The organism is Pseudodesulfovibrio sp. 5S69 (assembly GCF_037094465.1).
GTDB lineage: Bacteria > Desulfobacterota > Desulfovibrionia > Desulfovibrionales > Desulfovibrionaceae > Pseudodesulfovibrio > Pseudodesulfovibrio methanolicus.
The window spans coordinates 3,153,296-3,165,816 of sequence record NZ_CP146609.1; the positions used below are offsets into that span (position 1 = coordinate 3,153,296).

The 12,521-nt window shown below is 64.0% G+C and carries 8 protein-coding genes; all 8 read left to right on the forward strand.

The features are described from left to right. Nucleotides 1–54 precede the first annotated feature (54 nt). The 8 genes from V8V93_RS15080 (at nucleotide 55) to V8V93_RS15115 (ending at nucleotide 12,506) form a co-directional block, all read left to right on the forward strand. A complete protein-coding gene (locus V8V93_RS15080; protein WP_338667421.1) occupies nucleotides 55–1,761 on the forward strand; it encodes an L-lactate permease in 1,707 nt (568 codons plus the stop codon). 140 nt (nucleotides 1,762–1,901) lie between these two features. Further along, nucleotides 1,902–3,287 carry an FAD-binding oxidoreductase gene (locus V8V93_RS15085; RefSeq protein ID WP_338667422.1) on the forward strand — a complete coding sequence of 462 codons (1,386 nt, stop codon included), beginning with the start codon at nucleotides 1,902–1,904 and terminating at the stop codon, nucleotides 3,285–3,287. An 8-nt stretch (nucleotides 3,288–3,295) separates the two neighbouring features. After that, entirely contained in the window at nucleotides 3,296–4,576 is a 1,281-nt protein-coding gene (locus tag V8V93_RS15090; protein ID WP_338667423.1) for a (Fe-S)-binding protein, read from the forward strand. A gap of 34 nt (nucleotides 4,577–4,610) precedes the next feature. Then, the gene (gene pta / locus V8V93_RS15095) at nucleotides 4,611–6,725 is read left to right on the forward strand and encodes a phosphate acetyltransferase (protein ID WP_338667424.1); all 2,115 of its coding nucleotides are present in this window, start codon (nucleotides 4,611–4,613) and stop codon (nucleotides 6,723–6,725) included. After that, nucleotides 6,726–7,928 (forward strand): acetate/propionate family kinase, encoded by a 1,203-nt coding sequence (locus V8V93_RS15100; protein WP_338667425.1) that lies wholly within the window; start codon nucleotides 6,726–6,728, stop codon nucleotides 7,926–7,928. It abuts the gene before it with no gap. A 60-nt stretch (nucleotides 7,929–7,988) separates the two neighbouring features. Further along, a complete protein-coding gene (locus V8V93_RS15105) occupies nucleotides 7,989–8,615 on the forward strand; it encodes a LutC/YkgG family protein (protein ID WP_338667426.1) in 627 nt (208 codons plus the stop codon). A gap of 2 nt (nucleotides 8,616–8,617) precedes the next feature. Continuing rightward, nucleotides 8,618–10,768: an L-lactate dehydrogenase (quinone) large subunit LdhH gene (gene ldhH / locus V8V93_RS15110; protein WP_338667427.1), complete on the forward strand. Its 2,151-nt coding sequence runs from the start codon at nucleotides 8,618–8,620 to the stop codon at nucleotides 10,766–10,768. 160 nt (nucleotides 10,769–10,928) lie between these two features. Then, nucleotides 10,929–12,506 carry a methyl-accepting chemotaxis protein gene (locus V8V93_RS15115; protein WP_338667428.1) on the forward strand — a complete coding sequence of 526 codons (1,578 nt, stop codon included), beginning with the start codon at nucleotides 10,929–10,931 and terminating at the stop codon, nucleotides 12,504–12,506. Nucleotides 12,507–12,521 lie beyond the last annotated feature (15 nt).

Consider the following 12,521-nt stretch of genomic DNA (forward strand, 5'->3'; position numbering starts at 1 on the left):
GCACATCTGTTGAAACCGTGAGGGTCGCCCCTCACACCCATGGAGGTTTGTTTAATGTCTATTGAAGTGCTCGCGTTAATCGCGCTGCTGCCCATCCTGGTGGCGCTCGTGCTCATGGTCGGCCTGCGCTGGCCCGCCACCAAAGCCATGCCCCTGGCATGGCTGACCGCCGCAGCCGGCGCGGTCCTGGCCTGGAGCCTGCCCGTCGCCTATGTCGCCGCCCTCACCCTGCAAGGATTCGTGACGGCCATCGGCATCCTGATCATCGTTTTCGGTGCCATCCTGATTCTCCGCACGCTGCAGCATTCCGGCGGCATGGAGACCATTCAGCACGGCATGCAGAACATCACCCCGGACCGCCGCATCCAGGCGATCATCATCGGGTACATGTTCGCCGCCTTCATCGAAGGCGCCGCCGGTTTCGGCACCCCGGCCGCCCTGGCCGCTCCGCTGCTGCTCTCCCTGGGCTTCCCGCCCCTGGCCGCAGCCATCATCTGCCTGGTCTTCAACTCCTTCCCTGTGACCTTCGGCGCGGTCGGCACCCCGGTCGTCCTGGGCCTCAAGTTCCTGGCCCCCAGCGTGGACGCCGCAGTCAAGTCGGGCGCCGCCGTGAACTTCTCCAACATGGGCGACTTCATCATGGTCGTCGGCCAATGGGCCACCCTCATGCACCTGGCCATGATCTTCATCCTGCCGATCTTCATGCTCGGTTTCATCACCCGCTACTTCGGCCCCGAGCGTAGCTGGAAGCCCGGCTTTGCCGCCTGGAAGTTCTGCATCTTCGCGGCCGTGTCCTTCTCCGTGCCCTACCTGATCTTCGCCTGGATGGTCGGTCCCGAGTTCCCGTCCCTGATCGGTGGTCTCGTCGGCCTGGGCATCATCATCGTCGGCGCCAAGAGGGGCTTCTGCATGCCCAAGACCTCCTGGGACTTCGGCGACTCCTCCAAGTGGGATCCCGAATGGACCGGTTCCGTGTCCGCGGACGCCTCCGAGTTCAAGGCCCACATGAGCCAGTTCAGGGCTTGGTTGCCTTACATCCTGATCGGCCTCATCCTGGTCGTCACCCGTATCCCGCAGCTCGGCCTCAAGGCCATGCTGGCCAGCCAGGCGATCAAGTTCACCGCCATCCTCGGCTTCAAGTCCGTCAATGCCTCCATCGCCTACCTGTACCTGCCCGGCACCATTCCGTTCATCCTGGTCGCCCTGCTGACCGTGTTGATCCACGGCATGCCCGCCGAGAAGGTCAAGCTCTCGTGGGTCCAGGCCATCAAGACCATGAAGAACCCGACCATCGCCCTGTTCGCGGCGGTCGCCCTGGTCTCCATCTTCCGCGGTTCCGGCATCGCCGACGCCGCCCTGAACCCGCACTCCTACCCGTCCATGCCTCTGGCACTGGCCAAGGCCGTCGCCGCCTTCACCGGCAACGCCTGGCCCATGTTCGCCTCCTTCGTGGGCGGCCTCGGTGCGTTCATCACCGGTTCCAACACCGTTTCCGACCTGCTCTTCGCCGAGTTCCAGTGGGGCGTCGCCTCGCAGCTCGAGCTGCCGCGCCAGATCATCGTGGCCGCGCAGGCGGTCGGCGGCGGCATGGGCAACATGATCTGCATCCACAACATCGTTGCCGCCTGCGCCGTTGTCGGCCTGTCCGGCATGGAAGGTGCAATCCTGAAGCGGACCGTATGGCCCTTCCTGCTGTACGGCGTCGTCGTCGGCATCGTGGCCTCGCTGATGAGCTTCGTGTTCCTGCCCAACCTGTTCTAACATTAGGAGATCAAAAGGGAGGCGGGCCGTTCGTCCGCCTCCCCTTGGACCAACCCGAAGAAGTGTCAAGCTGCTTCACCCCATTACGAAACAAGCCCCGGAGGACCCCCGGGGATCATAATTTTTCTTAGGAGTCGATCATGACCAAAGAAGCTATTATCAAAGAATTTGAAGCCATAGCCGGCGCCGACAACGTTATGACCGGCGAGACCGACCGTCACGCCTATTCCTATGACGCCGCCGTCCTCGACTCTGTCATGCCCGCACTGGTGGTTCGTCCCACCACCAGCGAAGCCCTGGGCGCCGTGACCAAGCTGTGCAACGACAACGGTCTGCCCCTGACCGTGCGCGGCGCGGGCACCAACCTGTCCGGTGGCACCATTCCCCATCCCGGCGGCGTGGTGGTCCTGACCAACGGACTGAACCGCATCCTCGAAATCAACGAGGCCGATATGTACGCCGTGGTCGAACCCGGCGTGGTCACGGCCCAGTTCGCGGCCGAAGTGGCCAAGCGCGGCCTGTTCTATCCCCCGGATCCGGGCTCCCAGGCCGTGTCCACCCTGGGCGGCAACGTGGCCGAGAACGCGGGCGGCCTGCGCGGCCTGAAGTACGGCGTTACCAAGGACTACGTCATGGGCATGGAATTCTGGGACGTCAACGGCGAGCTGATCAAGTCCGGTTCCCGGACCGTCAAGTGCGTCACCGGCTACAACCTGGCAGGCCTGATGGTCGCTTCCGAGGGCACGCTGGGCGTGTTCGACAAGATCATCCTGAAACTCATTCCCCCGGCGAAGGCCGCCAAGTCCATGATGGCCGTGTTCCCGTCCATGAAGGCCGCCTCCGAGACCGTGGCCTCCATCATCGCCAACAAGATCGTCCCGGCCACCCTGGAGATGATGGACAACTTCACTATCCGCACGGTCGAGAACTTCCGCGGCGCAGGTCTGCCCGTGGACGCCGCCGCCCTGCTGCTCATCGAGGTGGACGGCCATCCCGGCCAGGTCGCCGACGAGGCCGCTGTTGTCGAACGCATCTGCAAGGAGAACGGCGCCACCGAGCTGCACGTCGCCAAGGACGCCGCCGAGCGCGACGCCGTCTGGCAGGCCCGCCGCGACGCACTGCCCGCCCTGGCCAACCTCAAGCCCACCTGCGTGCTTGAGGACGCCACCGTGCCCCGCTCCAAGATCCCGGCCATGATCGAGGCCCTGGAAGAGATCGCCAAGAAGCTCGACCTGACCATCGGTACCTTCGGCCACGCGGGCGACGGCAACCTGCACCCCACCATCCTGACCGACAAGCGCGACAAGGCCGAGTGGGAGCGCGTGGAAAAGGGCATCGACATGATCTTCGACAAGGCCCTGTCCATGGGGGGCACCCTGTCCGGCGAACACGGCATCGGCCTGGCCAAGTCCAAGTACCTGGCCCAGGAGACCTCCAAGGGCACCCTGGCCTATGCCCGCCGCATGAAGTCCGTTCTCGATCCCAAAGGCATCCTCAACCCCGATAAGATCGTCGGCGCCGAATAGGTGATACCATGGCCGATATCCATAAACTCGCACAAATGTTCAAGGAACTGGACGACCAACTGGTCGGGTGCATGCGTTGCGGCATGTGCCAGGCGGTCTGTCCGATCTTCAAACTGAGCGGCAAGGAAACCGACGTCACCCGGGGCAAGCTGGCCCTGCTCGACGGACTGGCCTCCGAGATGCTCACCGACCCCGAAGGCGTCAACGAGAAGCTCAACCGCTGCCTGCTCTGCGGCACCTGCCAGGCCAACTGCCCGTCCGGCGTGTCCGTCATGGACATCTTCCTCAAGGCGCGCGCGATCATGACCGGCTACTTCGGCCTTTCCCCGGCCAAGAAGGCCATCTTCCGCGGCCTTCTGAAGAACCCCAAGCTGTTCAACGCCCTGACCGAGATGGGCGCCAAGTTCCAGGGGATCTTCACCAAGAAGGTGGACGACATGCTCGGTTCGAGCTGCGCCCGGTTCAACGCACCGATCATCGCCGACCGGCACTTCAACACCCTGGCGAGCAAACCGTTCCACAAGATCGTCCCGGAGCTGGACACCCCGGCCGGAGCCTCCGGCCTGCGCGTGGCCTTCTACGTGGGCTGCGTCATCGATAAGATCTACCCCCAGGTGGGCGAGGCCATCCTCAAGGTTCTCAAGCACCACGGGGTGGGCGTGTACCTGCCCGCGGGCCAGGCTTGCTGCGGCATCCCCGTCCTGTCCAGCGGCGACACCGACACCTTTGACACCCTGGTGGGCATGAACGTGGACCGGCTCAAGGACGGGGAGTTCGACTACCTGGTCACCGGCTGCGCCTCCTGCACCTCGACCATCAAGGAACTGTGGCCCCACATGTACAAGGGCGATTCCTCCCGTACGTACGACATCGGCGTGCTGGCCCGGAAAACCATGGACATCAGCCAGTTCCTGGTGGATATATTGAAAGTGGAACCCAAGGAGCTTGCAGGCGGGAAAAGTGTGACCTACCATGACCCCTGCCACTTGAAGAACTCCCTGGGCATCACGGCCCAGCCCCGGACCCTGATCAAGGCGGCCGGGTGCGACTTCAAGGAAATGACCGACGCGGGCACCTGCTGTGGCTGCGGCGGAAGCTTCAATATCGCCCACTACGAGCTGTCCAAGGAAATCGGCAGCCGCAAGGCGGACAACATCATCGCGTCCAAGGCCAGCGTGGCTGCCACCAGCTGCCCGGCCTGCATGCTCCAGATAACGGACATGCTATCGCAGAAAGGAGCCGACATGAGCGTCAAGCATGTCATCGAGCTCTATGCCGACTCCTTATAACGGATAACCAACGGCAAAACACAAGGAAAAGACCATGTCCAAGAACCTGTACGTGAGCGCCACCGAAGAACGCAGCGGCAAGTCCGCCGTGGTCCTCGGAGTCATGCAGATGCTCACGAGGGAACTCCACAACGTCGCCATCTTCCGGCCCATCATCAATGATCCGGGAGAAGGGAAACAGGACCACGACATCGCTCTGATGATCGATCACTTCAAGCTGTCCATTCCCTACGAAGACACCTACGCCTACACCCTGAAGCGGACCCGCGAGTTGATCAACTCCGGCCAGCACGCCCTTGTGCTCGAGAACATTCTCAACAAGTATAAGACGCTGGAGGAGCAGTACGACTTCGTGCTCTGCGAAGGAACCGATTTCAAGGGCAAGGACCCCGCCTTTGAATTCGACCTCAACGCGGACATCGCCGCCAACATCGGTGCCCCCATGCTGGTGGTGACGTCCGGCCGCGAGAAGGCCCCGGAGGAAGTGGTCAACATATCCCAGACCACCTTGGACACATTGGCTGAAAAAGGCGTGGACTCCCTGGCCTGCATCGTCAACCGCGCGCCCGAAGGCATGACCGACGAATTGGTCCGCCACATCGAGCGCAAGGGCGGCCAGGAGCCCATGCCCGTTTACGTCATCCCCGAGGACGAAGCGCTGGGCAAGCCCAGCATCAACGACGTGCGCCGCTGGCTCGACGCCGACGTCCTCTACGGGCACTCCGGTCTGCAGGCGCTGGTCGACAACTACGTCGTCGCCGCCATGCAGATCGGCAATTTCCTCCAGTACATCCGGCCCGGCAGCCTGATCATCACCCCCGGCGACCGCTCGGACATCATCCTGTCCAGCCTGGCCTCCCGGCTGTCCAGCTCCTACCCGGACATCGCGGGCATCGTCCTGACCGGCGGCCTGGACGTGTCGGTCAACGTGCACCGGCTCATCGAGGGCTGGACCGGCGTGCCGGTCCCGGTGCTGTCCGCCAAGGGCCACACCTACCAGACCGTACAGGAGCTCAACTGCCTGTACGGCCGCATCGAAGCCGACGACTACCAGCGCATCGCCACCGCGCTCGGCGGCTTCGCCCAGCACGTGGACGTCAGCGAACTGCGCGACCGCGTGGTCGAGAAGCGCTCCACCAAGGTCACGCCCAAGATGTTCGAGTACTCCCTGATGGACAAGGCCTCCCGCAATCCGCAGCGCATCGTCCTGCCCGAGGGCGTGGAGGAGCGCATCCTGCGCGCCGCCGACATCATCCTGCGCCGCGGCGCGGCCGAGGTCATCCTGCTGGGCAACGTCCAGACCATCAAGGACAACGCCTCCAAGTACGGCGTGGACATCTCCGGCGCGCAGCTCATCGACCCGACCGACTCCGACCTGCTTGATCCGTTCGCCGAGGAATACCTGGAACTGCGCAAGCACAAGGGTCTGATCGCGGAGCAGGCATGGGACCGCATGGCCGATCCGACTTACTTCGGCACCATGATGGTCCACAAGGGCTTTGCCGACGGCATGGTCTCCGGCTCCATCAACACCACGGCGCACACCATCCGGCCCGCCTTCGAGTTCGTCAAGACCAAGCCGGGCAGCTCCATCGTGTCGAGCGTCTTCCTCATGTGCCTCAAGGACCGCGTACTGGTCTACGGCGACTGCGCCGTGAACCCCAATCCCGACGCCCGGCAACTGGCCGAGATCGCCCTGGGCTCCGCCGAGACCGCCAGGATCTTCGGCGTGGAGCCGCGCGTGGCCATGCTCAGCTACTCCACCGGCTCGTCCGGCAAGGGTGAGGACGTGGAAAAGGTCAACGAGGCCACCAAGATTGCCCGCGAGCTCCTCAAGGAGCGCGGCCTGGACATCCCCCTGGAGGGGCCGATCCAGTACGACGCGGCCATCGATCCGGATGTGGCCCGGGTAAAGATGCCGGACTCCGACGTGGCCGGAAAGGCAACCGTATTCATCTTCCCGGATCTGAACACCGGCAACAACACATACAAGGCAGTGCAGCGGGCCGCCAACGCCGTGGCCATCGGCCCGGTTCTCCAAGGCCTGAACAAGCCGGTCAACGACCTGTCCCGCGGCTGCACCGTTCCCGATATCGTCAACACAGTCGCCATCACGGCCATCCAGGCCCAGGCGGAAAAAGGTGAATAGATGAAAGTTCTCGTGATCAACTCAGGCAGTTCCTCCATCAAATACCAGCTCATCGACATGAGCGATGAATCCGTCATGGTCTCCGGCCTGGTGGAGCGCATCGGCGAAGAAGTGGGCAGCCTGACCAACAAGACCTTCCCCGGCACGGACAAGGAGGTCAAAACCGAAATCGAACGGCCCATCCCCACTCACGGGGTGGGCCTCGAAATGTCCATCGACCTGATCTGCAAGGGCGAGAACGCCGTCTGCGCCATGGACGAGATCGACGTTGTCGGCCACCGCGTGGTGGCCGGCGGCGAAAAGTTCAACGTGCCGGTGATCATCACCGAGGACATGTGGCCCGATCTGACCGAGACCGAGCGGCTGGCTCCCCTGCACAACCCCGCCAACCTGGGCGGGGCCAAGGACGCCACCAAGCTGTTCCCGGGCGTGCCCCAGGTCCTGGTCTTCGACACGGCCTTCCACCAGACCATCCCGCCCCATGCCTTCATGTACGCCCTGCCGTACGAGTACTATGAGGAGGACCACATCCGCCGCTACGGTGCGCACGGCACCTCCCACAAGTACGTGGCCAACGAATGCGCCCGGCTCATGGGCAGGCCCGTTGAGGAAATGAATCTGATCACCATCCACATGGGCAACGGCGCGTCCATGTCGGCCGTCAAGAACGGGCTGTGCGCCGATACCTCCATGGGACTGACCCCGCTCGAAGGGCTGGTCATGGGCACCCGTTCCGGCGACGTGGATCCCGCGGTGCACAACTACCTGGCCGTGAACCGCGGCCTGGACATCGCCGCCATCGACAACATCCTGCACAAGGAATCCGGCCTCAAGGGGCTGTGCGGCATGAACGACATGCGCGACATCCACGCGGCCGTGGAAAAGGGCGACGAGCGCGCCAAGCTGGCCCTGGACGTCCAGACCTACCGGACCCGCAAATACATCGGCTCCTACATGGCCGTGCTGGGCCGAGTGGACGCAATCGTCTTCACCGCCGGCATCGGCGAGAACGACGACATCGTCCGCGCCGAGACCATCAAGGGGCTGGAGCCCTTCGGCATGAAAATCGACCCCGAAGTCAACGGGACCCGGTCCAAGGAGGCCCGCAGGATCAGCACCGCTGACAGCGCCGTGGCCATCTGGGTCATCCCGACCAACGAGGAACTGGCCATTGCCCGCGAGGCCATGGCTCTCGTCAAGTAACCCGACCCGTTGCGGCGGCCCGGCAGGGCCTGGGGTCAAACATACATGGAGGTAGGTACCATGCCTTCCAAGGAAGACCTGTACCAGTTATTCGTGGAAAAGGCGGAGCTCGTCTCCGCCAAGGTGACGACCATCGCCCATGAGGACGATGCGCTCAAATATGTCATCAACCTGTGTGGCGAGAAGGAGGCCTGCCAGCTCCTGGTCAGCGGCTGCGAAGCCGACCTGTCCGACAAGGCCGAAGCGCTCTGCGAGACCAAGCAGAAGAAGGTCATTGCCGCGCCGGGTCTGAACGCGGACCTGTACAAGAAGCTGGCGGCTCAGGCCAAGAAGGCCGGGTTCGAATGCATCGACAAGGGCATGCGCGACCACCTGGCCGGCGTGGACATCGGGTTCACCTACGCCGAGTACGGCATTGCCGACACCGGTACGCTGATGCTCGACTGTCCCAGCGAGGAGCTGCGCCTGGCCACCATGGTCAGCGAGTTCCACGTTTGCGTGCTGCCCAAGTCCAAGATCAAGGCCAACACGTACGCCGTGGAAAAGATGATGCTGACGAGGATGAAGAAGACGCCGGACTACCTGGCCTTCATCACCGGCGCCAGCCGGACCGCCGACATTGAGCGCGTCCTGGCGCTGGGCGTTCACGGCCCCCTTGAATTGCACATCCTGATCCTGGAGGACTAGCCATGCAGAAAGCTCACAACCTCAAAGAATACCGCGAAGAGCTCCACGAGACGCTGGACAACGACTTCCTGCGAACCACGCTCGACAACTTCGCCATCGCCTACCGCGCGGGCCGGGCCAACGCCTTCAAGGGCATGGACGTCCGGGGCCTGATCCAGGAGATCGCCGACTCCAAGGACGCCGCGGCCCAGAACGCCGACGCCCTGTACAAGGAGTTCAAGGCCAACGCCGAGGCGGCTGGGGTCCACGTGCACTTCGCCAAGGACGGCGACGAGGCCAACCGGATCATCACCAAGATCGCCAAGGACGCGGACTGCAAGAAGATCGTCAAGTCCAAGTCCATGACCGCCGAGGAGACGCTCCTCAACCACGACCTGGAGGACGCCGGAATCGAAGTGACCGAGACCGACCTGGGCGAGTGGATCATCCAGCTCAGGCATGAGGGCCCGTCCCACATGGTCATGCCGGCCATCCACCTGTCCCGCTTCCAGGTGGGAGACCTGTTCACCGAGGTGACCGGCAAGAAGCAGGACACCGAGATCGAGAAACTGGTCAAGGTGGCCCGCCGCGAGCTTCGCCAGAAGTACGTCGAGGCGGACATGGGCATCTCCGGCGCCAACTTCGCCATCGCCGAGACCGGCGGCATCGGCATCGTCACCAACGAGGGCAACGCCCGGCTGGTGACCACCCTGCCCCGCGTCCACGTGGCCCTGATGGGCATCGACAAGCTCCTGCCCAACCTGCGGGACGCCCTGCGCATCCTCAAGGTCCTGCCGCGCAACGCCACCGGCCAGCAACTGACCTCCTACGTGACCTGGATCACCGGCAACAACGAATGCCTGGCGGCCGAGGACGGCAAGAAGGAAATCCACTACGTGGTCCTGGACAACGGCCGGAGCGAGCTGATCAAGGATCCGCTCTTCTCCCAGGTCAACCGTTGCGTACGCTGCGGCGCCTGCGCCAACGTCTGTCCGGTTTACCGGCTGGTGGGCGGCCACAAGATGGGCCACATTTACATCGGCGCCATCGGCCTGATCCTGACCTACTTCTTCCACGGCAAGGACAAGGCCAAGAACCTGGTCCAGAACTGCATCAACTGCGAGGCATGCAAGGACGTCTGCGCGGGCGGCATCGACCTGCCGCGACTGATCAAGGAGATCCACGCGCGCATCCAGGACGAGGACGGCCATCCGCTGCCCAGCTTCCTGCTCGGCAAGGTCATGCGCAACCGCAAGCTGTTCCACACCCTGCTGCGCACCGCCAAGTGGGGCCAGAAGCCCGTGGCCGAGAAGGACGGATTCATCCGCCATCTGCCCATGATCTTCTCCAAGGAGCACAGCTTCCGCGCCCTGCCGACCATCGCCGAGACCCCGTTCCGCGACTGGTGGAAGGAGAACCGCCCCGAGGTGGAGAATCCCAAGTATCGCGTGGCCCTGTTCTCTGGCTGCGTCCAGGACTTCGTCTACCCCGAGCAGATGCAGGCGGCCGTGGACGTGTTCGCGGCCAATGGCGTGGCCATGGAATTCCCGGAGAAACAGTCCTGCTGCGGCCTGCCCGTGCAGATGATGGGCGAGACCAAGGCCTCCCGCGACGTGGCCGCGCAGAACCTGCGCGCCTTCGAACCGGACGCCTACGACTACATCGTCACCCTGTGCGCCTCCTGCGCCGCGCACCTCAAGCACAACTACCCGAAGCTGGTCATGGACAAGCCGTCGCTGAAGCTCCGCGCCGACGCGTTCTCGGCCAAGATCATCGACTACTCGTCCTTCGTCAACGATGTGCTCAAGGTGGAGGCAAAGGACTTTACGCAGTCCGGCGAAAAGGCTACCTATCACGCGCCCTGCCACTTGTGCAGGGGCCTGGACGTGCACGAAGCGCCGCGCCAGCTCATCGAAAAGAGCGGCATGGAGTACGTGGAGTGCGCCGAGGAAGAGGTCTGCTGCGGTTTCGGCGGCACCTTCTCCATGAAGTTCCCGGAGCTCTCGGCCGAGCTGCTCAAGAAGAAGCTCGACAACGTCGAGGCCACCGGGGCGGACACCCTGCTGACCGACTGCCCCGGCTGCATCATGCAGCTTCGGGGCGGACTCAAGCGCCGGGGGTCCAAGGTCCAGGTGAAGCATGTGGCCGAGGTCATGTCCAAACACAAAAAATAACCGGCGTTGCCGGAACATTTGAGGCTCTCAGAAGGTAAGGACCGCAATCCGTAGAAGCACCCACACCCTGCTTCCTCCTGAACGAACCGGCCTCAATCGGGTTCTCCGCCCAACCCACGGGCGGAGAACCCTCCTTATTTCAAGCCACGGGATGGCAACAATGTTTCAGAACACCCCCTTTTGCTTCAAATTGTCCATCGGCCTCTACGGGGCGACCCTGCTCGTCGCGGCCGTGGTGTCCGCCGTCTGTTTCTTTCTCTTCGGCACGTCGTCCATCAGCATGCCCGCCGTGGCGGCCATGCTAGCGGCCTTCACCCTACTGGGCGTGATTATCATGTGGCTCCTGTACGGCGCCCTGGTCCGCCCGGCCGCCGTGCTCTCCGAGTTCACCGGGCACATGCTCAACGAGGAGTACGGCCTAGCCGACTCCGACGCCCTGGCCGCGACGGTGCCGGGCCTCGGCGCGCAGGTGGGCGAACTGGCTTCGCGCTACAAGGAACGCCTCGGGTTCGCCCGTTCCATCCTGCACGGCCTGCCCATCCCCTGCGCCATCGTGGACACGAACCAGCGGCTGACCTACCTGAACCGCGAATGCCTGGACATGCTCGGCTCCCGCGAGCAGCCCGAAGCCTTCTACGGCCGGATGATCTCCCAGATATTCTACAAGGACGATCGGCGGTCCAAGATCGCGGACTGCATGGCCGACGACACCCGCGACATGGACGTGGAGGCGGTCTTCAAGCACGCCGACGGCAGCGACATCAACGTGCTCATCAATCTCTTCCCCCTGCACGACGTGGAGAACAAGGTCATCGGCGGCTGCTGCCTGTACCTGAACACCACCGAGCTCAAGCGCCACGAGCGAGAGATCCTCACCCAGAACGAACGCATTTCCACCGCGGCCCGCGAGGCCACGGCCGTGTCCGAGCAACTGGGCGAATCGTCCAGGATGCTCGAAGGGCTCGTTGCCCAGGCCCGCCAGGGGTCGCGCGAGCAGACGGACCGTACCACGGAGACCGCCGCAGCCATGGAGGAGATGAACGCCGCTGTGCTCGAAGTCGCCCGGTTCGCCCAGGAGGCGGCCCGCGACGCCAGCGACGCCAGCGAACAGGCCCGCGAGGGCGAGGCCGTGGTCGGCCAGGTCATCGAGGCCATCGACGAAGTCTCGGAGCACGCCTCGGGACTCAAGCAGTCCATGGAGCACTTGGACCACCGTGCCGAGGAGATCGGCGTGGTCCTCGGCGTCATCGAGGATATCGCGGACCAGACCAACCTCCTGGCCTTGAACGCCGCCATCGAGGCGGCCCGCGCAGGAGAGGCCGGACGGGGCTTCGCCGTGGTCGCGGACGAGGTCCGCAAGCTGGCCGAGAAGACCATGAACGCCACCAGCGAGGTCCACGCGGCGGTCAAGGGCATCCAGGAGGTGGCCAGGCAGAACGTGCAGGCTACCCAGACCGCCGTGGACTCCGTGACCCGGAGCACCGAACTGGCCGGACGCTCGGGCGAAGCCCTGGCCTCCATCCTGTCCACCACACGGGGCACGGCCGACCAGGTACACTCCATCGCGGCCGCCGCCGAGCAGCAGTCCTCGGCCAGCGAGCAGATCAGCGCGGCCACCTCGGACGTCACCCGGGTCTGCGAGGAAACCGACGAACTCATGGCCGAGGCGTCCAAGGCCATCGACAACCTGGCCGAACTGGCCCGGCACCTGACCGCCGTGGTCGGCGAAATGAAATAATCCTGTCCGGCCAAG

Excerpts from the sequence above, each read along its gene's own strand:
- V8V93_RS15105 (WP_338667426.1), top strand. The coding sequence starts at position 7,989 with ATGCCTTCCAAGGAAGACCTGTACCAGTTATTCGTGGAAAAGGCGGAG.
- V8V93_RS15090 (WP_338667423.1), top strand. The coding sequence starts at position 3,296 with ATGGCCGATATCCATAAACTCGCACAAATGTTCAAGGAACTGGACGAC.
- V8V93_RS15100 (WP_338667425.1), top strand. The coding sequence starts at position 6,726 with ATGAAAGTTCTCGTGATCAACTCAGGCAGTTCCTCCATCAAATACCAG.
- ldhH (WP_338667427.1), top strand. The coding sequence starts at position 8,618 with ATGCAGAAAGCTCACAACCTCAAAGAATACCGCGAAGAGCTCCACGAG.
- V8V93_RS15080 (WP_338667421.1), top strand. The coding sequence starts at position 55 with ATGTCTATTGAAGTGCTCGCGTTAATCGCGCTGCTGCCCATCCTGGTG.
- V8V93_RS15115 (WP_338667428.1), top strand. The coding sequence starts at position 10,929 with ATGTTTCAGAACACCCCCTTTTGCTTCAAATTGTCCATCGGCCTCTAC.
- V8V93_RS15085 (WP_338667422.1), top strand. The coding sequence starts at position 1,902 with ATGACCAAAGAAGCTATTATCAAAGAATTTGAAGCCATAGCCGGCGCC.
- pta (WP_338667424.1), top strand. The coding sequence starts at position 4,611 with ATGTCCAAGAACCTGTACGTGAGCGCCACCGAAGAACGCAGCGGCAAG.